This is a genomic window from Paenibacillus periandrae (assembly GCF_022458865.1).
GTDB lineage: Bacteria > Bacillota > Bacilli > Paenibacillales > NBRC-103111 > Paenibacillus_S > Paenibacillus_S periandrae.
Genome location: NZ_JAJNMU010000003.1, coordinates 1 through 22,111, shown reverse-complemented (window position 1 = coordinate 22,111; position 22,111 = coordinate 1). Strand labels below are relative to the sequence as shown.

The 22,111-nt window shown below is 48.1% G+C and carries 15 protein-coding genes, 14 tRNA genes, 2 rRNA genes and 2 pseudogenes; 8 read left to right on the top strand and 25 right to left on the bottom strand.

Annotation, left to right across the window (positions count from 1 at the left end):
• Positions 1-3: 3 nt before the first annotated feature.
• Both LRL21_RS05080 and LRL21_RS05075 read right to left on the bottom strand, forming a co-directional pair.
• Positions 4-798 carry an ABC transporter permease gene (locus tag LRL21_RS05080; protein ID WP_240414685.1) on the bottom strand — a complete coding sequence of 265 codons (795 nt, stop codon included), beginning with the start codon at positions 796-798 and terminating at the stop codon, positions 4-6.
• The gene (locus LRL21_RS05075) at positions 791-1,867 is read right to left on the bottom strand and encodes an ABC transporter ATP-binding protein (RefSeq protein ID WP_240414684.1); all 1,077 of its coding nucleotides are present in this window, start codon (positions 1,865-1,867) and stop codon (positions 791-793) included. Before LRL21_RS05075 ends, LRL21_RS05080 begins: the two co-directional genes overlap by 8 nt.
• A gap of 246 nt (positions 1,868-2,113) precedes the next feature.
• Here LRL21_RS05075 and LRL21_RS05070 point away from each other — a divergent pair, with 246 nt between their 5' ends.
• From LRL21_RS05070 to LRL21_RS05050, 5 genes are all read left to right on the top strand, one after another.
• Positions 2,114-3,262, top strand: a complete 1,149-nt coding sequence (locus LRL21_RS05070; RefSeq protein ID WP_240414683.1) for an LCP family protein — start codon at positions 2,114-2,116, stop codon at positions 3,260-3,262.
• A 140-nt stretch (positions 3,263-3,402) separates the two neighbouring features.
• The gene (locus LRL21_RS05065; protein ID WP_240414682.1) at positions 3,403-4,200 is read left to right on the top strand and encodes a PhzF family phenazine biosynthesis protein; all 798 of its coding nucleotides are present in this window, start codon (positions 3,403-3,405) and stop codon (positions 4,198-4,200) included.
• A gap of 41 nt (positions 4,201-4,241) precedes the next feature.
• The gene (locus LRL21_RS05060; protein WP_240414681.1) at positions 4,242-5,588 is read left to right on the top strand and encodes a glutamate-1-semialdehyde 2,1-aminomutase; all 1,347 of its coding nucleotides are present in this window, start codon (positions 4,242-4,244) and stop codon (positions 5,586-5,588) included.
• Positions 5,589-6,108: 520 nt separating this feature from the next.
• Positions 6,109-10,662 carry a glutamate synthase-related protein gene (locus LRL21_RS05055; RefSeq protein WP_240414680.1) on the top strand — a complete coding sequence of 1,518 codons (4,554 nt, stop codon included), beginning with the start codon at positions 6,109-6,111 and terminating at the stop codon, positions 10,660-10,662.
• A 219-nt stretch (positions 10,663-10,881) separates the two neighbouring features.
• Positions 10,882-11,889 carry an aromatic ring-hydroxylating dioxygenase subunit alpha gene (locus tag LRL21_RS05050; protein WP_240414679.1) on the top strand — a complete coding sequence of 336 codons (1,008 nt, stop codon included), beginning with the start codon at positions 10,882-10,884 and terminating at the stop codon, positions 11,887-11,889.
• Between the two features lie 249 nt (positions 11,890-12,138).
• Here the strand turns inward: LRL21_RS05050 and LRL21_RS05045 are convergent, their stop codons facing one another.
• The 9 genes from LRL21_RS05045 to LRL21_RS05005 form a co-directional block, all read right to left on the bottom strand.
• A complete protein-coding gene (locus LRL21_RS05045; RefSeq protein WP_240414678.1) occupies positions 12,139-12,801 on the bottom strand; it encodes a bifunctional 2-keto-4-hydroxyglutarate aldolase/2-keto-3-deoxy-6-phosphogluconate aldolase in 663 nt (220 codons plus the stop codon).
• A 271-nt stretch (positions 12,802-13,072) separates the two neighbouring features.
• On the bottom strand, positions 13,073-14,056 hold the full coding sequence (locus LRL21_RS05040; protein WP_240414677.1) for a sugar kinase: 984 nt from the start codon (positions 14,054-14,056) through the stop codon (positions 13,073-13,075).
• The gene (gene kduD, locus LRL21_RS05035) at positions 14,056-14,811 is read right to left on the bottom strand and encodes a 2-dehydro-3-deoxy-D-gluconate 5-dehydrogenase KduD (protein WP_240414676.1); all 756 of its coding nucleotides are present in this window, start codon (positions 14,809-14,811) and stop codon (positions 14,056-14,058) included. Before kduD ends, LRL21_RS05040 begins: the two co-directional genes overlap by 1 nt.
• A gap of 218 nt (positions 14,812-15,029) precedes the next feature.
• A tRNA-Arg gene (locus LRL21_RS05030) sits at positions 15,030-15,103 on the bottom strand.
• A 123-nt stretch (positions 15,104-15,226) separates the two neighbouring features.
• A tRNA-Gly gene (locus LRL21_RS05025) sits at positions 15,227-15,297 on the bottom strand.
• 34 nt (positions 15,298-15,331) lie between these two features.
• A tRNA-Pro gene (locus LRL21_RS05020) sits at positions 15,332-15,405 on the bottom strand.
• A gap of 10 nt (positions 15,406-15,415) precedes the next feature.
• A tRNA-Leu gene (locus LRL21_RS05015) sits at positions 15,416-15,495 on the bottom strand.
• A 10-nt stretch (positions 15,496-15,505) separates the two neighbouring features.
• A tRNA-Gly gene (locus LRL21_RS05010) sits at positions 15,506-15,580 on the bottom strand.
• Between the two features lie 71 nt (positions 15,581-15,651).
• Positions 15,652-15,726 (bottom strand) — tRNA-Gly (locus LRL21_RS05005).
• A gap of 327 nt (positions 15,727-16,053) precedes the next feature.
• Here LRL21_RS05005 and LRL21_RS05000 point away from each other — a divergent pair.
• A pseudogene (locus tag LRL21_RS05000) lies at positions 16,054-16,634 on the top strand (transposase family protein); the annotation flags it as partial.
• 301 nt (positions 16,635-16,935) lie between these two features.
• Positions 16,936-18,306: pseudogene (gene tnpC, locus LRL21_RS04995) on the top strand (IS66 family transposase); the annotation flags it as partial.
• A 101-nt stretch (positions 18,307-18,407) separates the two neighbouring features.
• Here the strand turns inward: tnpC and LRL21_RS04990 are convergent.
• The 4 genes from LRL21_RS04990 to LRL21_RS04975 form a co-directional block, all read right to left on the bottom strand.
• Positions 18,408-18,557 carry a hypothetical protein gene (locus tag LRL21_RS04990; protein WP_240414674.1) on the bottom strand — a complete coding sequence of 50 codons (150 nt, stop codon included), beginning with the start codon at positions 18,555-18,557 and terminating at the stop codon, positions 18,408-18,410.
• Between the two features lie 15 nt (positions 18,558-18,572).
• A complete protein-coding gene (locus LRL21_RS04985; RefSeq protein ID WP_240414673.1) occupies positions 18,573-19,184 on the bottom strand; it encodes a zinc-ribbon domain containing protein in 612 nt (203 codons plus the stop codon).
• An 88-nt stretch (positions 19,185-19,272) separates the two neighbouring features.
• Positions 19,273-19,662: a calcium-binding protein gene (locus LRL21_RS04980; protein ID WP_240414672.1), complete on the bottom strand. Its 390-nt coding sequence runs from the start codon at positions 19,660-19,662 to the stop codon at positions 19,273-19,275.
• Positions 19,631-19,957, bottom strand: coding sequence for a hypothetical protein (locus tag LRL21_RS04975; protein ID WP_240414671.1), 327 nt, complete (start codon positions 19,955-19,957; stop codon positions 19,631-19,633). The genes LRL21_RS04980 and LRL21_RS04975 overlap by 32 nt, the downstream gene beginning before the upstream one ends.
• Before the next feature lie 404 nt (positions 19,958-20,361).
• Between LRL21_RS04975 and LRL21_RS04970 the strand changes: the two genes are divergently transcribed.
• The gene (locus tag LRL21_RS04970) at positions 20,362-20,709 is read left to right on the top strand and encodes a PolC-type DNA polymerase III domain-containing protein (RefSeq protein WP_240414670.1); all 348 of its coding nucleotides are present in this window, start codon (positions 20,362-20,364) and stop codon (positions 20,707-20,709) included.
• 77 nt (positions 20,710-20,786) lie between these two features.
• Here the strand turns inward: LRL21_RS04970 and LRL21_RS04965 are convergent.
• The 10 genes from LRL21_RS04965 to LRL21_RS04920 form a co-directional block, all read right to left on the bottom strand.
• A tRNA-Leu gene (locus LRL21_RS04965) sits at positions 20,787-20,866 on the bottom strand.
• A gap of 12 nt (positions 20,867-20,878) precedes the next feature.
• Positions 20,879-20,954 (bottom strand) — tRNA-Lys (locus LRL21_RS04960).
• A gap of 7 nt (positions 20,955-20,961) precedes the next feature.
• Positions 20,962-21,036 (bottom strand) — tRNA-Gln (locus LRL21_RS04955).
• A 21-nt stretch (positions 21,037-21,057) separates the two neighbouring features.
• A tRNA-His gene (locus LRL21_RS04950) sits at positions 21,058-21,130 on the bottom strand.
• Positions 21,131-21,213: 83 nt separating this feature from the next.
• Positions 21,214-21,290, bottom strand: a tRNA-Asp gene (locus LRL21_RS04945).
• 40 nt (positions 21,291-21,330) lie between these two features.
• Positions 21,331-21,404, bottom strand: a tRNA-Met gene (locus LRL21_RS04940).
• A 16-nt stretch (positions 21,405-21,420) separates the two neighbouring features.
• Positions 21,421-21,496: transfer RNA gene (locus tag LRL21_RS04935), tRNA-Val, on the bottom strand.
• 9 nt (positions 21,497-21,505) lie between these two features.
• Positions 21,506-21,577: transfer RNA gene (locus tag LRL21_RS04930), tRNA-Glu, on the bottom strand.
• A 42-nt stretch (positions 21,578-21,619) separates the two neighbouring features.
• A 5S ribosomal RNA gene (rrf, locus tag LRL21_RS04925) occupies positions 21,620-21,736 on the bottom strand.
• Positions 21,737-21,861: 125 nt separating this feature from the next.
• Positions 21,862-22,111 (bottom strand): 23S ribosomal RNA (locus LRL21_RS04920); the annotation flags it as partial.

Sequence of the window (22,111 nt, the reverse complement as noted above, 5' to 3'; positions counted from 1 at the left end):
CGATCAACCTCCCTGCACGAACAGCCGTGTCCGTGCGCCGCGCCACAGCAAAGCTAATGGCACAATAAGCAGCACAAACCAAATTAGCTGCACACCCAATAGTTCATACACGGCGCTGCCGGTCACTTTACCGGTAAATACGGCGCCGGGCAAATACGTAATGGCCTGAAACGGCAGCAGCTTCAGAACCCCTTCAGCCCAGCCAGGGAAAAAGGAGATCGGCACGACCAGCCCGGAAAATAAATCGACCATCACTCGCTTCATCCGCATCATGCCTTCATTATTTTCCAGAAAAAATGCAAATAGCCCGGTTATGATATTAATTTGTGAATTAATCAGAAAGCTTAGAAATAACATAATCATAAAGACAACCCATATTACCGGATCGGTCGGCAGCTTAACCGGAAATAGCAGCGAAACCACAACCATTCCCGGAGCCATAAACAGAAACAAGCGAAAAATACCTTCACCAAAGCCCTGCATCATTTTCACAATAATATAGTTGTAGGGGCGAATAAATTGAATCGCAACACTGCCATCCTTGATTTCAGTAGCGATTTCGCGATCCAGATTGTTAAAATAGAACGCCCGGGCCATCCACGAAACGGCTACATAGGTCGTCATTTGCGCCACCGTCATACCGCCCAGTGTTTCGCTTGTCCCATAGATCGCTTTCCACAAAAAATAATACGCACCTATGTTAAGCGCATAAATGATAATTCCGCTGTAGTAATTGACGCGATAAGCCAGCATCATGAGAAACCGCATGCGGATAATCTCGATATAAGCGCTAAGCATGCGAGTTCACACCCTTTTCCTCCGCTGCTTGGGCGGAATCGTCTTGCAGGGCGGGCTTGGACTTCACTTCGGCAGAACCGGATTTATAAATTTCCCTTACGATGTCATCTGTGTTCGTTTCGGTAATTTTGATATCCTCAATATTCATCACACCGACTACGCGGCTGAGAACATCTGAGACGTTGGCCCCATTTTGCGGTATCCATACCCGGGCAGTTCCTTGATCATCGGCTGACCAATGCACGTCCATACCTTGGGTCAGCTCCCTCAACCGGTCGAGCTGTACAGCTTCGGCAAATCGCATAATAATATCTTTGCCTTTGCCCCATTTTTCTTTCAGCTCGGCGAGTCCGCCGTCATATATAATGCTTCCATCATCGAGCATGATGACCCTGGAGCAGAGTGCTTCAATGTCCTGCAAATCGTGCGTTGTCAATAAAATCGTTGTTTCATAGCGCTGGTTCATCGACTTGAGAAACTCGCGTATTTCCGTCTTCACTACAATATCGAGACCAATGGTCGGCTCATCCAAAAATACAATCTGCGGATTGTGCAGCAAGGATGCCGCCAGCTCACAGCGCATTCTTTGTCCCAGACTCAGCTTACGGACAGGCCTATTCAACAGATCCGCGAGCTGCAGCCGTTCAACCAACTCACTTAAACGAGGCTTAAATTCCGCTTCTGAGACACGATACACCTTTTTCAGCAGCTGAAACGATTCAATCACACCGATATCCCACCACAGCTGGCTGCGCTGACCAAATACAACGCCTATACCTTTCACAAACGCTTCACGCTCTTTGTAGGGAACGTAGCCATTCACCTTGATACTGCCGGAGGTGGGTACGAGAATACCCGTCAGCATTTTGATCGTTGTCGATTTGCCGGCCCCGTTCTCGCCGATATAACCGCAAATTTCCCCCTTGTTAATTTGAAAGGAGATGTCCTTGACCGCTGTAACTTGGCTGTACTCCCGGTTGAACAGGTCACGTACGGCACCTTTAAGTCCTTCACGCGTTTTCTGAATCTTGAATTCCTTACGTAGGTCATTCACTTCAATGGCAAACATAGCTTCCTCCTGTTGAAAATCATTTCAGCATATTAATGTACGGAAGTTCGACAAAATATCCGATTTCATGAAACTTGATATCAATAAAACAAACAAACTATAATTAAGATAGAAAATGAAAACAGAGAAACATTTCCTCCTTGACTGAGGTATGATTCTGCAGCTTTTTCAAACCCTATATATGTTATGATACACGAACCCGGTATAAATCAAAAGCAAATCGACAGAATGAAAAGGGGGCGCACAATGATTAGGAAATTGAAGTGGTCGCTGTTAGCTATATGTCTGCTGCTCTTGTGTGGTGTCGGATATTATACATATGCCTTTTTGAATTTCGCCAATCATATCCAAAGTAAGCCAGGTTCCGGCAATAAACCACTCAGTACCCTATCGACAAAAAGCACGTCGAAAAACGTCGAAACCTACTTGCCGCCGAAGTGGGAGGGCAACCAGCGTGTCAATGTTCTGCTGCTAGGCGGTGACTCACGGGGTATGAAGCAAAACGAGGTGCCGCGTTCAGACTCTTTAATTGTCGCTTCCATAGATCCCATAACCAAAAAAGCGCATCTCTTTTCAATCATGAGGGATACATACGTGAAAATACCCGGATACGGTGAGGACCGCATTAATGCGGCTTATGCTTATGGCGGTGCTAACCTGACGATGAAAACGGTAAGCGATTTGCTTGGCATCCCTATCCAATATTACGTATATACCGATTTCAAAGGATTTATAGCGCTAGTAGACGCCATTGATGGCATCGACATAGACGTAGAGAAGAATATGAAATATTCCGATGCTGAGGATGGCCACGAATATGACATTGATTTAAAAAAAGGAATGCAGCATCTCGATGGCAAAATGGCGCTGCAGTACGTTCGCTTCCGTCATGATGCCTTAAGCGATTTCGCACGTACGGAGCGGCAGCGGAATTTTGTACAAGTTGTTCTTAAGAAAATGCAATCCACCTCTTCCCTGCTCAAAATCCCGCGTATTCTTAGCAGTATTGATCCGTATATACAGACCAATCTGTCTACGACAGATATGATAAAGCTCGGTTCGCTCGGTTATGAGGCCAAGACCGAAGGCTTGATCAGCCAGCAGATACCTCCCTCCGAGCTGCTTGTTGAAAAGAAGGTTGGAGGCGCAGACGTCATTTCGGTAAATCGGGATAAACTGCAGGTGTTCATCAAGTCGCTGTTGAATGGACAAGACTCGAAAACAAACCTCACGAAAGATGTGAACAGCAAAAAAAATGTCGTAGAGGCTGATCTGCGAGCAGGCTCCACCTCCAACACGAATGGTGTGACAAATAAATCTGTCTTACCTGCTGCAACCGCTCCAAGCAATAAACCAGCAGCAGTCAATAAACCCCAATCAAGCTCGAATCCATAGCGAGCATTTCGTAAGACCCCATAAATATCCAGGCTATTATCGCATCCGCAGTGAAAGCTGCTCTACGCCACTCTAAGTGGATGGGGCGGCTTTTCCTATAGAATTGATTTTATCTATTTTTCCAAAAGGAGCTGTTACGATTGATCCCTATTTATACTGTTGATGCCTTCACCTCTACTCCTTTCTCTGGGAATCCGGCAGCTGTCTGCATCCTGCAGGAATTCCCTGTAGACGACCATTGGCTGCTGCAGGTGGCCAAGGAAGTCAATTTGTCCGAAACCGCCTTTTTATGTGCAATGGGAAATGGCAGCTACCGCCTGCGTTGGTTCACACCTGAAACCGAGGTCGATCTGTGCGGTCATGCTACACTCGCCTCTGCGCAGGTCATATGGGAAACAGGGGCGGCCTATGGAATCGAGCAGCTTCGATTTCATACCAAAAGCGGGGTACTGACGGCCAAACGATTGAATAATGGAATCGAGCTGAATTTCCCTGCAGAGCCTCCTGCCCCGGCAGAAGCTCCCCCTCAGTTGATTGAAGCGTTGGGCAGCGTAACGCCTGTAGCTATTTATCGCAATCGTCTGGATTATATTGTGGAGCTTGAGTCAGAAGGAGCCGTACAAGAACTAAAGCCTGATTTCAAAATACTTAAAAGCCTGCCCAGCCGGGGCTTGCTCGTCACAAGTAGGTCTGACAACCCGGATTATGATTTTGTAGCCCGCTGTTTTTTCTCTCCCGTTGGTGTCGATGAAGATCCGGTGACAGGCTCTGCCTACTGTGCGTTGGCTCCCTATTGGAGGGACAAGCTGGGCAAGAGTACATTGACAGCCGCTCAATTATCCGAAAGAGGCGGTAGGCTGAAGCTGCAGACGGCTGACAGCAGGGTATTGATTCAAGGACAAGCCGTTATCGTCATTAAAGGGCTTTTGCTCCATTAAAATTGCCTGATTCCTATCTTACATAATGAAGGAGCTTTTCTATGACTGAACTTCATACTAACAGCCAGGCCGGACCACGTTCCGAGTATTTGTACAAAGAGGCTCTCCAGCACATTGTCGGTGGCGTCAACAGTCCATCCCGCTCTTTTAAAGCAGTTGGCGGCGGTGCCCCGATATTCATGAAACGTGGCCAGGGAGCTTACTTCTGGGATGAGGATGGTAAGAAATATATCGATTATTTAGCTGCATACGGCCCTATTATACTCGGACATGCCCATCCACACGTGACTGAAGCCATTTGTCGTGCAGCTGAGAACGGTACCTTATTCGGCACACCAACAGAGCTTGAAATTACTTTTGCACAGATGCTCAAGGCCGCCATCCCCTCACTGGATAAGGTGCGCTTTGTCAATTCCGGTACAGAAGCGGTAATGACTACCATACGTGTTGCTCGTGCGTTTACTGGACGCAGCAAAATCGTCAAATTTGCAGGCTGCTATCATGGCCATTCCGATCTGGTGCTGGTTGCGGCAGGCTCTGGACCGTCCACACTTGGCATACCAGACAGTGCAGGCGTACCGCCCAGCATTGCCAGTGAGGTCATTACCGTTCCTTATAATGACATTGAAGCGCTGAAGGAAGCACTCGATAAGTGGGGTGACGAGATTGCTGCTGTGATGATTGAACCGATTGTCGGCAATTTTGGCATGGTCATGCCGGTATCCGGCTATCTCGAGCAGCTGTGTGCAGCTACACGCAGCAATGGTTCTCTCGTCATTTACGACGAGGTAATTACGGCATTCCGCTTCCACTATGGCTCAGCGCAAACCTTTGATGGCCTCAAGGCAGCAAGCCTTTCAGCCATCGAGCCAGACCTGACGGCCCTTGGTAAAATCATCGGCGGTGGACTGCCGATTGGTGCCTATGGGGGCCGCAAGGAGATCATGGAGCAGGTAGCTCCCTTAGGTCCGGCCTATCAAGCCGGGACGATGGCGGGGAACCCTGCCTCCATTTCTGCAGGCATTGCATGCCTGCAGGCACTGCAGGAGCCGGGCCTATATGACCGGCTCGATGCACTGACGGCCAGTCTTGAGGCCGGACTGGCCCAAGCCGCGCGCAAGCATGGCATTGCGCTGACGATCAACCGCATCCGCGGGTCGTTGTCCACCCACTTCTGCGATCATCCTGTGAGTAATTACGACGATGCACAGAACACGGACGGCGAACAATTCGCTCGTTTTTTCCGATTGATGCTTGAGCAGGGAATTTGCCTGGCACCTTCCAAATATGAAGCGTGGTTTATGACCGCTGCCCATACAGAGGCGGATATTGCAGCAACCATAGCAGCGGCAGAGCATGCTTTTGCCGTTATAGCAGCTAATCCTTAACTTCACTCCCTCATCCATATACCTCAAATGACGAACTATTATCTGAATAAGATAATAGTTCGTTCGCTTTTACAGAGTTCAAAAATTATTGCATTTTTCTAATTATTCACCAATTATGCACAATAAACAGCGCTTACATCTGCGTTTTACCTATAATGTTCTATTGTGCCTCGCGCTATTTCGTGATATTCTATCTATACTCTGTTTCTGGTAAATTAGCAGATTTTTACGCTTTCAAGCAATATTTCAGATTGATTCGTTGCATATTTGATCAATCCCGAGTTTTACCGTCTCCTTTTGCTATACGTATTATTGTTCGCTTCCAATCTGTTGCCTTCCACCCTTTATACAGGAACAATGAATTTTTATTCATTAGTGGTAATTGGTATATTTGTCCGCTTTCCTTCTTTCTGATTTAATTCTTACAGCTTGCAGCTTGCAGCTCGCACGCTCACGTACCGTTAAGACTTAAGCCACAACTTTTGATTGGGAGGTGATGGTCAGCCTGCTGACCACTAACATGAATGAAGCTATGCGTAATGAAGGACAATTTCGAGATTTATTAGCTGTCGAGCACGACAGCTGCGGGATTATTTGTATTATAGAAAAGGACGGCTTTCCGTCCAGAGACAATATTCGCAAAACCATCGATGCCCTTGTAAAATTGGAACATCGTTCAGGCTTTATTAACGGAGAAGGGGACGGCTGTGGGATTTTAACCGATATTCCACGCGCTCTTTGGGAACAAAAGCTTATCGATGCAGGTTTGGATGGCAAGCAAGCGTACACCGAGCAGTTCTCCGTCGCTCATATATTCGTACCTCGCAAGCTAGACATCTCTGTCAAGGATATGCAAAACGGCATTCGCGAGCTATTTACCCAGTATGGTGTTGAAATCATTTTGGAGCAGGAAGATCAGGTAGACAGCAGTGTACTTGGCACTAATGGACGTGCTGACGAACCTACCTTTTGGCAAATTGCCGCGTCCTGTAAAGTGCAGGAGCTGAAGACAGCTGACCGCTTATTCGAGCTTCATACAGCGATCGAACGCCGCTATTCCGTTCATGTAGCTACACTAAGCAATGTTACCGCGGCCTACAAAGTGATGGGTGCAGCGAGCATTCTGCCCCTATATTTTAACGATACACGTGATCCGTTGTTTGCAGCTCAGGTCACTATCGGCCACAATCGTTTTTCCACAAATACGCAATCCAGCTTTTTCCGTGTACAGCCCTTTTCCCTGTTAGGTCATAATGGCGAAATCAATACCGTCAAGAAGTTACGTCTGGAAGCCGACTTGGTGGGTGTTCAACTGGTGGACGGCGGTAGCGACTCGCAGGATATGAATCGGACCATTGAGACGTTTATTCACCGTTATGGTATCAGCTTGTTTGAAGCTATGGAAATTGTATTCCCTCCAATTATTAATGAAATGAAGCTGTTCCGTCCGGAACTGCAGGACTTATATGTATATTATCGTCAAGTATGGGGTCATTATGCCCAAGGTCCTGCTGGTATCGTATCTCGTTATGGAGATGAATGTATTTTTAGCGTGGATGCACTTGGTCTGCGTCCGGTATGGATGGTCGAAAGCGAAACCTCGCTCTATTTCTCGTCCGAGCAGGGTGTCATTACGGTTGGTGAAATGGTTGCTGATCCAAAGCCCATTGCGCCCGGTGAAAAAGTCGGCGTCGTCCTGACACCTGGGGAGCATGTTCAGGTTATTCCGTACTCCGGTGTTCAATCTCTTGTTTATGATCGTGCAAGCGAACGCGTTCAATTTGCAGGCTTGCGCAAGCATCTTAAGAATATGGAGCAGCCTGAAGTTGAGGTGCCTGTGGCAGAAGCAGCACCAATCGTTGATGCGATCTACAGCGCTTTTGGTTGGGACCGTGAAGGCATCCAAATGATTGAATCGATCTCGGAAACCGGCGCTGAGCCTATTCGCTCGCTGGGCCACGATGGTCCGCATGCCTGTATGAACTGGGAACGTACGAATATTCCCGACTTTATTAAAGAAAGTGTAGCCGTTGTTACAAACCCGGCGATTGATCGCGATCGTGAAATGGAGCACTTTTCCACTCGCATTATTGTCGGTCCGCGCCCAGGCATCTATGAACAGCCTGATCAGCGTTTGCGTATAGAATTGCTTACACCGCTGGTGCTAGAAGGCAGTAATGCCGAAAACTCCTTTACCGAGCTGAATCAATTAAGCCTGGAGCAAATTCGCGCATTATTCGCCGCCCAAGGTGAGCATGCAGTCGTTGTATTGTCCACTACGTTTGCACGAGGCGCTTCTTTGAAGGAAGCCTTGAATACATTGGCAGCAGAAGCCGTGTCCGCAGTTCGTAACGGCGCTATGCTTATTATTCTGGATGATGCCGATGCTCATCAAAATGATCGATTATTCATAGACCCACATCTTGCTGTATCCCAGGTTGATATCACCCTGAGAGCAGAAAAGCTGCCCAACGGCCATAATCTGCGCCGCCAAGCTACCCTTATTTTGCGCACAGCTGCCATTCGCAACCTGCACGATATTGCCGTTGCCTGTGGACTCGGTGCCGATATCTTGTCACCTTATCTCTTGTTCGCTACTGCATCCGCCAAAAACGGCGCACCGGCAGCACGCAAGGTGTACAGCGCTTTAACCAAAGGCTTGGAAAAAGTCATCTCGACTATTGGTACGCATGAGCTTCGCGGCTATACGCGCTTCTTCTCTTCGATTGGCCTCAAGCCGGAGCTTGCCGATGTACTTGATATTGTTAACTATTTAGGTAGTGAACAGGCTGGGACCGGTTTTGCAGAGCTGGAAAAGGATGCCGAAGCCCGTTATCATGACTTCTCCAATCCAAAAGCCAAAGCGGCACGCAATTTCCACTTCTTCCAAAGAATGTGGAAAGCATTAGGTGAAGCTGCTGCAGGCACCGCTCCTTACAGTGACTATCGCGATAAGCTGCGCGAGGAAGAGCAGCGCAATCCGATTTCGATTCGTCACGTTGCCGACTTTAATTATGATAAAGCCCTTCAGGAAGGCCGTAAGCCGCTTGCGCCTTCTCAAGTCGATATCGGCGTTGGCGGACACAGCCTGCCTATGCTGATCTCCTCCATGTCGTTCGGTTCGCAGAATGAAACAGCGTTCCGCGCCTATGCCGAGGCAGGCGAGCGGTTGAACATGGTCACCATGAACGGTGAGGGCGGAGAAATTAAAGATATGCTTGGCCGCTACACCAAGACACGCGGAGCGCAGGTGGCTTCCGGTCGCTTCGGGATTAACATTGAGCTTGCCAATGCGGTAGCTTTTCTGGAAATTAAAATCGGCCAAGGCGCCAAGCCAGGTGAAGGCGGACATTTGCCAGGCTCCAAGGTTACTGCCAAGATCGCAGCAGCACGGAATGCGACTATCGGTTCCGATTTGATTTCACCATCCAATAACCATGATATTTATTCTATTGAGGACTTGTCTCAAATTATTTCCGAATTGAAGGAAGCCAGTGGACGCAAAGCTAAAATTATCGTCAAGGTTCCTGTCGTACCCGGCATCGGAACGATTGTAGTCGGGGTAGCCAAAGCGGGTGCAGAAGTTATTACCTTGTCCGGTTTTGATGGCGGCACTGGTGCGGCACGCATCCATTCCTTGACACATGTGGGCTTACCGACCGAAATTGGTACGAAGCTCGCGCACGTGGCTTTAATTGAAGCCGGTCTGCGTCATAAGGTTGAGCTTTGGTCTGACGGCGGATTGAAATCCGGTGCTGATGTCGTCAAAATGATGATGCTTGGTGCCAACCGCTGCGGCTTCGGCAGTATCTCCATGCAAGCAATCGGCTGCACAACCTGCCGCGGCTGTCATTTGGATACTTGCCATGTAGGGATCGCCACTCAGATTGATTCCATGGAAGAAGCTGAAGAAAAAGGCCTGCGCCGCTTTGTTCCTCGTGTCTATGATACGGCAGTCGATTCACTTGTGCGATTGTTCGGCGGCATGGGTGAAGAAATTCGTGAAATCGTCGCGCAGCTCGGCTTCCAGCATGCACAAGAGCTCGTTGGACGCTCCGATTTATTGCAGCAAATCAATGGTCTCGATAAAATCGACTTGAGCGAAATCCTGCGGCCTGCACCTGTTTCCTTTGCGGCTGCCGTCGATGCCCAAGCAGCGGCTGCTTCCGAGATTTCATCGGATATCCGCATTGCCGCAGGTGCAGAAGGCCAGGAGTTCTTCCCTGACTCCCTGAGCTTCCAGGCTCCTATTCAGCGCAACTGGTCCAAGGTCGATGCCGAGTCCCGAATCCTGGGTACCCGTTATGCCAGTCACCGCGTAAGAAATCGTTTCGACGGCAGCTATGAGGCTCTACCGGCGGTATCGTTGAACTTGACTGACGGTTCTGTACCAGGTAATGGACTCGGTGCCTTTAATGCACACGGCTTACAAATTACTGTACATGGTGGTGCTGAGGACGGAGTTGGCAAAATGTCGTTTGGCGGCCGGATTGCCATTTTGAAATCACCTAGCCATAACCATCAATATATTAACGGCTCCGTAGGCAAATCGTTCGGTTACGGCGCTCAAAAAGGGCTGTTCCTTATTCAAGGGAATGCTGATAGCCGTGCCTGCATCCGCTTTTCCGGTGCTGATGTCGTATTTGGCGGTGAAATCAATACGCCGCTTCAGGATGAGCTTGGCGGTATCGCAAGCCGTGCCAATCTGAAGGGCTTCGCTTTTGAATATATGACTAATGGCCGCGCAGTAGTGCTTGGTGACCCAGGCCCCTGGATTTGCGCAGGTATGACTGGCGGCGTGATATACCAACGTCTTGTGCCTGAAATGGGCTTGGATGAGCAAGCTATCACTCGCCGTATTGCCAAAGGCGCGAAAGTTAAAATCGAAAAGATTGGAGCGCAAAGCAGCAAGGATTTGAACGAGCTGCTTACCGCCTACCATCAAGAGCTGCTTGGTTCCGGACAGCAGGATGCAGCTGACACGATACAGCATTTGCTGAACAATCTCGAGACCAGCTTTGTACGTATTGCTCCAGTTGGCCTGCAGGCTGACCAATCGGTAGCAACTGAATAAAAACACTTAATAACCAGACCATCCACGCCGGAGCTAACCCTCCTTGGCGGGATGGTTTTTTGTTTCAAAGTCTACTACTGTTGGTATAGTGTAAATAATAGTAGCTTGCCGAGATCCCTCCCAGGATCATGCGTGCACCTTATCGCCTAGTTGTGCTCACGATTTAATGAATCGCATTTGACCTATTGGCAACACTAACAAATTAGGAGGGTTGTCAGCATGGAAAACCAAACGTATCGGAAGAGTCGTAAGGAAGATCATGAAATATTCCCCTGTACCTGGTATGCTATCGGTTGGACCAAGGAGATAAGGGCTGGACAGAAGCTATTGAAAAAACGGTTGTTAGGACGTGACCTGGTTCTGTTTCGTGACGATCAAGGAAAGCTGTGTGCCCTGCATGCTTATTGTCCGCATCGTGGTGCTGACTTGTCATTGGGCAACTGCAAGGACGGACTATTACAGTGCGCTTACCATGCATGGAGCTTTAACGGTGATGGACAGTGCGTCGATATTCCCGCCCATCCAGATCGCGAAATCCCCAATTTTGCCCACGCGCGCTCTTACCCGGTTTTGGAAAAAGCCGATTTGATCTGGGTTTATCCGAAGACCTATCAGGAGCTGGCTAATGAGACCCTTCCTCCACTGGAGCTATATCCGGTTCTCGAAAATCCTGATTATATGATGGCTCCCTATGATGCTGTATGGAAGGCTCATCTGACACGTGTGGTGGAAAGCGTGCTTGACGTTGCCCACCTGCCTATCGTTCACAATAAAACGATCGGAAAAACATCCCGCAAGGAGATCAATATTGAGTTTGAGACCACCGAAGATACCATTCGGATACATAACGGCAGTGCCTTTCTCGATTACCAATTTCCGAATCATTGGCTTCTCTCTCCTGTCGATCAGACTAAGCGCAGCCAATTCATCAATTACGTTACATTTACACCTATAGATAAGGAAGTTACCGCCTTATTCGGGCTCGCAGGACGTAACTTTGCCAAATTCCCGGGGTTGAGCCTCATATTTTCCAAGTATAGCAGCAAGGTCCTTAAAGAGGATCAGTTCATCGTGGAGAGTCAGCATCCCCGTCCCATTCCCGATGCTTTACGAATGGAAGCCCATGTCCTGGCTGATGGTCCTCAGGTGCGCTTCAGAAATCGCTGGTATTCGTTTTTAACGGGTGATCCGAATTCACAAATATCGATCAACCCAATTCAGATCTAACAACAGCAGAAAAGCAGCATTCTAAAAAATATCTTCTATGTAGTTGTAGGGCAATATGTTAAATCGCTATGGTATTGACCATGGTGGTTAATGGTTTTACGGGGATAGGTCTGAGGATATTGATCGAACCTGTTCGCATGAATCCTACTAATTTTCAAACTCTTAATCAGCAGACTGATGGAAACACTCGGCCTCCATCTCCTGCTGATCATTGAAAAAATCATCCTAAAAAACAAAATACAACCTCGATTACTGCTTCGCGGCTTGATAAGCCTCGATGTATTGCGCTGCCTTTTTAGCTACAAGACTGTAATCGCCTGCTTTTAATGCATCGGTAGTCAAATCAGAGCCAATTCCTACAGCAACAGCTCCCGCTTTAACCCACTCGGCCAAATTGCTTAGTGATACACCACCAGTTGGCATAATGTTTGCTTGCGGCAACGGGCCTTTGATTGCTTTGATTGTAGCCGGTGAATACAGATTGCCAGGAAACAGCTTCACTATATCTACCCCGAGCTCCAACGCCTGTTGAATCTCCTGGATCGTCATCACACCCGGCATTACGGGCACTCGGTATCTGTTGCACAATGTGACTGTAGCCGGATTCAAAGCAGGCCCTACAACAAACTCAGAGCCGCTTAGTATGGCGATGCGCGCCGTTTCTGGATCCAGAACTGTACCGACACCAATGATTGCGTATTTGGATGGATCTTGTGTGGAGCTGGAATATTTTTTTGCCAGCTTCTCAATCGCTTGCAGAGCAAACGGGACTGTCATTGTGACCTCAATAACTTTAATACCGCCCTCAATGGCCTGCTCAGCCATTTCAACAACTTCATCAGGTGTCTCTCCGCGCAGAACCGCGACTACACCTTCCTGGCAAATTTGCTGCACAAGCTTGATTTTTTTCATGTTGGATCATCCTTTTCATTGTACTTTACCCTCCCAAACCCTCCCTATTAGGGAGGGCCCCAAAGGACCCTGCCCTCTGGACTCCCTTGGCACGTATGCGACAGGGTTGGGTTCTCGGGCCGCTTTCGTCCCTATGGGACACGCTCGACTGTTGGTGTGATGCTGGTAGGGGTGACTGCCAGTTTTCGAAGCGCTTTGGCCCCTTCGGGACAAGCTTTACTTTTGGTGTAGTGCTGGTTTGCGTGACTGCTCTTTCTCGGGGCGACTTGTCCTAGCGCTCTACATGCTTCACATTATTAAGTACAGCCTCAACCTGCTCCCAGGTTGGGATGCCTTCCCAATCGCCTTCCATTTGCACAACCATACTGCCAATCAGGTTGCCAAGACGAACAGCTTCTGCATGCGAATACTCTTTTAACAATCCGACAATAAATCCCGCACAAAAGCCATCGCCGGCACCAATAGTGTCTACGACCTGCTCAACTTTGAAATATGGCACGGACTGAACCAAATCCTTCTCGACTACATATGTTTCATCATCTCCACCTTTTACAATGGAAACAGCATTTAATTCTCTTAATTTCGCTACGATGTCTTCGAAGCTATCCGTTTGATACAGCAGCTTCAGCTCGTCCAAGCCAGGAAGGAAATAATCCGCTTCTTTCGCCAACTCCAGCAGCACTTCACGCGCTTCATCCAATGCCCACAGCTTCAATCGCAGATTCGGGTCAAAACATACTTTAACCCCATTCTTGCGCGCAATTCTCATTGCCTCAATAGCGGCTTCGCGGCACGATGCGCTGAGAGCAGGTGTAATGCCCGTCACATGAAGAAACTTAGCCTGCTTGATATATTCCTCGTTCAGGTGCTCCGGCTTCAAGGTGCTGGCAGCAGAGCCTTTACGATAGTAGTACACGGAGGTTTTACCCGAAACGACCTCGCGAAGCATCAGCCCCGTGGGAGCCTCCGACGTCAGCACGACTTGGGATACGTCAACGCCCTCACCGCGGAGTTTTTTCAATATCACCTGGCCAAATGGATCCTTCCCGAGACGGCTAAACCAGCCTGCGCGATGCCCGAGACGTGCAACCCCGATAGCCACATTACTTTCTGCACCGCCGAACAAGCTTTGAAATTGCGAGGAATATTCAATTCCCTTGGAATTTGCCGGCATCATTAGCGCCATCGTTTCACCGAATGTGATCAGCTCCGGCTGAAACATTTGAGTCCGATTGGAACTTTGTTCATTTGCCATTATCGATTCATCCACCCACCGTCGACACACATTACGTGGCCGTTCATATAATCAGAAGCTGACGAAGCCAGGAACACTGCTGGGCCTTGCAAATCCGTTGTCGTTCCCCAACGTCCTGCAGGAATACGCGCCAAAATTTGTGCGTTGCGATCTTGGTCGGCACGTATAGCTGCCGTATTGTCTGTATCCATATATCCAGGAGCGATCGCGTTGATCTGCACGCCTTTACTCGCCCATTCATTGGCCAAAGCCTTGGTAATCCCTGCTACAGCATGCTTTGATGCCGTGTAACCTGGAACGTTGATGCCGCCTTGGAAGCTAAGCATAGAAGCTATATTGATAATTTTACCGGATCCTTGCTTGATCATCTCGTTACCTACAAGCTGACACAAAAAGAAAACGGCATTCATATTCAAATTAATCACATCGTGCCAATCCTGAGCAGAATGTTCAGCAGCAGGCGTACGACGAATAATTCCGGCATTATTAACTAAGATATCGATTTTGCCAAACACTGAGAGCGTTTCACTTACGATCCGAGGCAGTTCCTTTTCATCAGACAAATTGGCTACGATCGTGTGAACCTTCCGTCCCATAGCCTCAATTTGCTGCTGTGTTTCACGATTCCGATCATTGCTCGTAACAATCGCAATATCAGCGCCCGCCTGTGCCAATCCTAATGAGATTCCACCGCCCAAGCCTACTGCTCCACCCGTTACGATGGCTACTTTACCTGACAAATCAAAAAAACTCATCTTTACACCCCGTTTGAACATATTATGTGCTATCTCCGGATAGCTACTATAGCTAGCTGTCTGCCTTTCTTATTATAAGTGAAGTACCTCTGAGTTGCCAGACACACCTTAAAAATTCACAAGTGCTTATGAAAAAAACCTACTATGAGAGTATAGGCCTCATTAATAGGCAATATAAAAAGCCGCGACTGCATCGCGGCTTTAACGGTTATTCATTACGTTCCAGGAGGGATTCGAACCCCCGACCCACGCCTTAGAAGGGCGTTGCTCTATCCAGCTGAGCTACTGAAACAAGAACGATTTATAATATATCACAATTACGAAGAGGATGCAAGTCCTAAATTATTAAGGATTAATCGGCATTTTGCAAATAAAAAACCTTGATGCAATCATCAAGGTTTTGCTTCGAAATCGAAGCGGGTGATGGGAATCGAACCCACGCTATCAGCTTGGAAGGCTGAAGTTCTACCATTGAACTACACCCGCAAAGACGGGCAAACTCATAAGAATTTGCTGAATATCGGGACGACACGATTTGAACATGCGACCCCCTGGTCCCAAACCAGGTGCTCTACCAAGCTGAGCTACGTCCCGTTAAAGCTAGTGCCGATAGAGGGACTTGAACCCCCACGGTTTCCCTCACGATTTTGAGTCGCGCGCGTCTGCCAATTCCGCCATACCGGCATATTTTGTTTGGAGCGGAAGACGGGAATCGAACCCGCGACCCTCGCCTTGGCAAGGCGATGCTCTACCGCTGAGCCACTTCCGCATGACCCTTTACAAAGACACTTCATGTATTATACAACATTACCACACAAATCGCAATATTTATTTCATTACTGGAGCGGAAGACGGGAATCGAACCCGCGACCCTCGCCTTGGCAAGGCGATGCTCTACCGCTGAGCCACTTCCGCGTATCCGTGAATTTAGCGACAAATAGTAATATATCAGGATTTGTAGTGAAATGCAAATATTTTTTTCAAATTATTATTATTTTACATTATATTACATTTTTTTCGACCAACCTCCTCCGTTTCGCAAGCATCTTGATAATCCTCAGCCTAGTCATGGGCTCAAAAAAAGAACTACCTTCTATGGAAAAGGTAGTTCAAGGCTTTGCATCTATAACTAAGCAAATTGGCTCCCAATAAACTGTAAATCCAAAAATAGTAGAGACAAAGCGCTCTCCTTGTGGTAAAAGGTAGTCACCACAACAATCTTCACACCAAGGAGAAATCACTATGTCTCATACCGCCATCGTACCCGATCATGCAACGCTGCCAACTATTTGTTACAACATCGCTTGCCAGTTTATTTTTCAAAGCCGGTGATGGCGCATATCGAGACGTACATGGCGGCGGCAACAGCGAAAGGCTACCGCGGCAAGGTGATTGATTTGACCGAATATAGTGATCGCCACCGCATGACGCTTGGACATTTTTTAGCTGAAGGCAAGTGGGATGAAGCCGTGCTGCAAAACAAAGTCAAGACCGAGTCGCTTCTGCAGGTGGAGCAGATCGGCTTTCAACATTCGCATCTGGAAGGCAAAGTCGTTTGGGGCCATCAAGTTCAAGCAACAGTAGTCCAATGCAGCAGCGCCTCGTTGATTCATTCGATTGACTTGTACGACAAAACAATAATGCACCCGACGGTACGGTCTACACGAAGATCGATCACGTGTGCGAGATGGCCGCGACGCTACCCCTTCCGCCACACGGTGGCTATGTGCTGGTCAATAACCTGTTTTACCTGTACTCGTGTGATTGACAACTACGCTGCCACAGGCTACCACCTGAATGGTGGTCTTAAAACCAATCAGATTGGTTTGTGAACAGTTTAAATTGACTTGACTTCATTTGGATATTTCTGTATCTATTTTTTCTCATTGATAGCTTTTAATAGATTCATTCCATATTCATTCGTAACAACGCCCATGTCCGAGTTTCTGGAAACCAATATCAAATTAGCTGTAAAAGCAGTTGCGATTATGATTGCATCCGTTTTTTTTTATTTTTCTTCCCTTGTCTTTCTGCTCACTTGCTCACTTCCCCCAACCCTCTCTGGATTCTTTAATATCAGCCGATTCACCTGGGTTACCTCCTCTGACTCTAAAATTTTATGACAGTCAAGCGGAAGTGACCGCTGCGCCAGAGCCGGAAAAGGAACAGATCACCTATGAGCGCCGTAAAACGAGCGGCAAGCGCGAGGCGGATCTCTCGAAGCTACCGGTAGAAACCGTGAGGTATACGCTTGCTGAAGATGAGTAGAGCTGCCATTGCTGCGGCAGACCGCTGCATGAAATGACCACGGAAACCCGTCGTGAAATCGCGGTCGTGCTGCCGCAGGTCAAGGTGGTTGAGCATTTGTGTCAGGTCTATGCTTGCCGCCACTGTGAGCGTCATGAGCTGCAAACGCCCATCGTCACAGCGCCGATGCCACGGCCTATCTATCCTGGAAGTCTGGCGTCCCCATCGGCGATGGCGCATGTGATGTGCCAAAAATACATAAACAGCCAGCCGCTGTACCGTCAGGAGCAGGATTGGACGCGTTTGGGTTATCCGCTGTCCAGGCAGACCATGGCGAATTGGATGATCTACGGCGCGGAGCAGTGGTTGTTGCCCGTTGTAGTCGAGATGAGGCGGCACTTGCTGAAACAGGCAGCGCTGCATGCAGACGAAACGACGCTGCAGGTACTGAAGGAGCCAGGCAAAGCCGCACAGTCGGACTCGTACATGTGGCTGTATCGGACGAGCCGGGGGGCAGCGCCTGTGGTGATCTATGACTACCAGCGTACCCGGGGCGGCGAGCATCGGCGAGATTTTCTGGCCGGATTCAAAGGCTACTTGCATGTGGACGGCTATGCGGGCTACCACAAGGTCAAGGATGTGACGCTGGTGGGGTGCTGGGCGCATGCACGGCGCAAATATGATGAAGCGCTGAAGGCAGCGCCAGAAGCCCGAGCTAACCCGCACAGCGTAGCGGTCCAGGGTCTGGCGTATTGCAACCCGTTGTTTGCCATCGAACGGGAGTTAAAAGACGCTACGCCCGAGGAACGGCTGGCCGCACGCAAGGAACAGAGCCAAGAGGTGCTGGATGCCTACTCGACCTGGCTACGTCAGCAGAAATCCCGGACGATGCCCAAGAGCACTCTGGGTCAGGCGATCGGCTACAGCTTGAACCAGTGGGAGAAGCTGACGGCCTTTATGAAGGACGGGGGACTGGAGATCGACAACAATCGGGGTGAGCGATCGATCAAGCCATTTGTGATCGGGCGTAAAAATTGGCTGTTTGCGAACACACCGCGGGGAGCGAAGGCCAGCGCAGCCATTTACAGTGTGATCGAGACGGCCAAGGAAAATGGGCTGCACCCGTTTCATTATCTCACGTACTTGTTCGAGCAATTGCCACAGCTTGCCAATTTGCAGGAGCCTCAAACCTTGGCATCGTTTATGCCATGGTCGCCGTTGCTTCCGGACTTTTGCCGCTTGAGTTAATCTATGTTTATCATATACAGGCCCCATTCTGAACGCTAGGTGGGGTCTATTTGACGCTCACGACCTTTAAACAATATTGGCTCGTTCCTAAAGAATTGGTCTTAACATTTCGAAAATTTTGTCCATGCCTGATCATTCTCTTCAAGCTCGATAACCCTTATACATTCACAGCACTCCTCCGCCGCCCGATAAACCAGATCATTTGTTTCCTCAATGGAAGCAATGTAACCGTTTGCCTTATATTGTTGCATCCAATCGCGAGATCATCATTCCCACTCATCGTCCTCTTCAATTCTGAACCACTTTTTCTTCTGGCAATTCGGACAACGTTTCGGATCGTCCCACCCACGTTTGGCATAGTATTTCTGATCCTGAGCATCGAATAGGAAGCGGGCGCCACACTCCCAGCACTTTAATCGTTTCGGTTCGTAGGTTTGAACCTCGAATGATTTCACATTTAGCTCTTTCCCCCAGTTCAAAAGAACGCTATCTTCATTCCGGCTCCATAGAACTTTTAGATCGGGAGCAAGAAACAAAAGTGGATCGAAATGGAACCCCCAGATGTTACGCAGGTGCTGCTTTTTACCGCAGTCTTTAGCATCACATGGGTAGCGTGCAGGACATTCGCGTTTATGGCAGATACGTCCAAGGTATTTCCTTTCGGTGTTGAATACAAATACTTCCCAAGCATGGGTCGTAGAAGAAACCTGCCGACAATATTTGGCCAAGTGCGGAAGCTCATCTTCAGCACTTAGAACAACAGCCATATCGAGATCACTCGGATACAGGTCGCCAGCTGCCATCGAACCGCAAAGAACGATCTCCTGCACAGAATGCAAGCCTTTCACTTTATTAGCCAAGTCCTGAGCAGCTTTCATGAATCGCGCAAAGTCACGTATCATAAACTTCACCTCTTTCCATGTATCGGTCAATCCTGATTCATCATTTCCCTTTCCAACATTCAAGCTAACGATAATTGCAGAACCAGCTCGAATAGTCATCGATTAACTTATAATTCGGATCCTTTTCTTCGACTCTCAATTCATCCAGTTCTACAATTCGTTTCTTTCTGCCTTCCTTTACTTCACATAATAGTCCATAGAAATCATCATAATCTTCTTCTAAACCGATGACCTTCACTTGATGAGTGATCGAATCAAAGGGACCTGTCTCTTGTTCAAAAACAGCTGCAAAGGGAAACGATAACCGCTCACTCAAGTAACGATGGTAGATCTCTAGTGTTTTGTTGGAAGCCTGGGGAAGTGAACTGGACTCTTCCTCATTGGCATCGACATCTTCTTCTTCCAGCTCCACCCCTAAAATATCAGCTACTCGTCTCTCCCACGGTTCTATCATGGTTTCCACTCTCCTTAGAAATCAGATGCTTTTTCTTACGCTGCACATAATGCGTCGAATACAACTGCTCCATTTGCATTGCTCCTGACTTGGAAAAGCGCAGCTGTTGTTTCTGTCCCTTTCCCCATGACATGTATACGGTATGGGAAGCTTCCAGCTCCATCGCCTTAGCAAAAGCACCAAGCGCACTCAGTATCGTGCTCATCTTGGCTAAATTGCCAATGGCCACTCTTTCTAAATAAGGGATTCGTCTGGACCGCCAGTCCCCTACCTGCTGAAGGGTAACACGTTCCATTTTTATCAGCAGTTCTAGCGGGCTTATATACCCCTTCTCAGCTAAAAGCTGGCCAGCACAGGTATATACTCGTTTATAAATATCCTTTTGACCCATAGCACAATCCCTTATCCTTCAAAATCATGAAAGTATGTATTCACATCAAAATATTTTTCATTGTCTTCCCGCAACAAAATCAGAATTTATTCCCGTTTCCCCTGAGTCGCATAAGACAGTTTTCTTTCATCGGGATCAGAAAATTCAAATTTTAACTGAATCGAGTCTTCTCTTTGATTTGTCAAATTCCTCCCCCAGCTTTTCTAATAGACTCAGATATGTAAAACTATTATAACATTTGAAGGAGTATGTAATCGAGATTTAGAAGTTGGAATTGTTCGAATATGTAGGAAGGGTTGGACCATCTAATGGAAAAACAGAAGTCGATTATTTTAGCAGCGGAGTTATTTCAAGAGGGGCGGGAGACCAGTTTTACCTATTTTTGTTCCATCCCTGATCAACCTTATACAGATTGCTTAAGTACTATAAACTTAATGGGCAAGACTGACAAGAAGGCCCCAGGGGTGTTGCATGGATATACAATGAGATTTACAATGCCAATTGAAGGGGTCGTGCTTGAATTTGAAGCCACCTCCATATTACTGAATATCCCCAATATTGAAATCATTGCACTCAAGATTAAAAATGGAGACATTGTTGATGAGCTTCATACTTTTGTTAACCCTGGTATTAAAATCCCAAAATCAGTAAGATAACTAACAGCTCTGATCAAATTCTCTAACAAAAGAAAACCTTTGAGCAATAGAGCCTCAAAGGTTAATTCTTTAGGTAATGCGCGTAGAGGGACTTGAACCCCCACGGTCGCCCGCTAGATCCTAAGTCTAGTGCGTCTGCCAATTCCGCCATACGCGCGCATTGTGTTAATGGTGAGACATGTAGGATTCGAACCTACGACACCCTGATTAAAAGTCAGGTGCTCTACCAGCTGAGCTAATGTCTCATAATAATGGCTGGGGATCTAGGATTCGAACCTAGGGATGACGGAGTCAAAGTCCGTTGCCTTACCGCTTGGCTAATCCCCAATCTGGTTAATCTTAGAAATGGGCGATCGAAGGGAATTGAACCCTCGAGTGTCGGATCCACAAACCGATGCGTTAACCACTTCGCCACGATCGCCATAATATATGAATTATAAACAAACGAATAAACCCTTACGGGATATGAATTCAAAATTAAAACTCAATATTTACTAATGGAAATGGCGGAGCCGACGGGATTCGAACCCGCGATCTCCTGCGTGACAGGCAGGCATGTTGGGCCACTACACCACGGCTCCACAGTGTTTTCGAAGCTTACTTATCTTCGAAATTATTAAGTTGCGGGGGCAGGATTTGAACCTGCGGCCTTCGGGTTATGAGCCCGACGAGCTACCGGGCTGCTCCACCCCGCGTCAATCCATACATATATGGTGGGCGCTGACGGGATCGAACCGCCGACCCTCTGCTTGTAAGGCAGATGCTCTCCCAGCTGAGCTAAGCGCCCTTGCTTTGATGACCCGTAGGGGACTCGAACCCCTGTTACCTCCGTGAAAGGGAGGTGTCTTAACCACTTGACCAACGGGCCTTATTAATTAAAATATTTAATGATATAAACCTATGTAGGTTAGCTTGGCGACGTCCTACTCTCCCAGAACCCTGCGGTTCAAGTACCATTGGCGCTGAAGGGCTTAACGGTCGTGTTCGAGATGGGAACGCGTGGTTCCCCTTCGCCATCGTCACCAAACTAAGAACTTTCGTTAGAAAGCTGACTACGTAAGCATCAGAGTTTGCACCCTGAAAACTAGATCCGAAACTTCACTTCATGCTTGAGCAGCGCGCCTCACTCGCTTTCGCTTGCAAGACTCTTTCTTGGATAAGCCCTCGACCGATTAGTATTCGTCAGCTCCATACCTTGCGGCACTTCCACCCCGAACCTATCTACCTCATCGTCTATAAGGGGTCTTACTAATTGGGAAATCTCATCTTGAGGGGGGCTTCGCGCTTAGATGCTTTCAGCGCTTATCCCTTCCGTACGTAGCTATCCAGCCGTGCTCCTGGCGGAACAACTGGTACACCAGCGGTACGTCCATCCCGGTCCTCTCGTACTAAGGACAGCTCC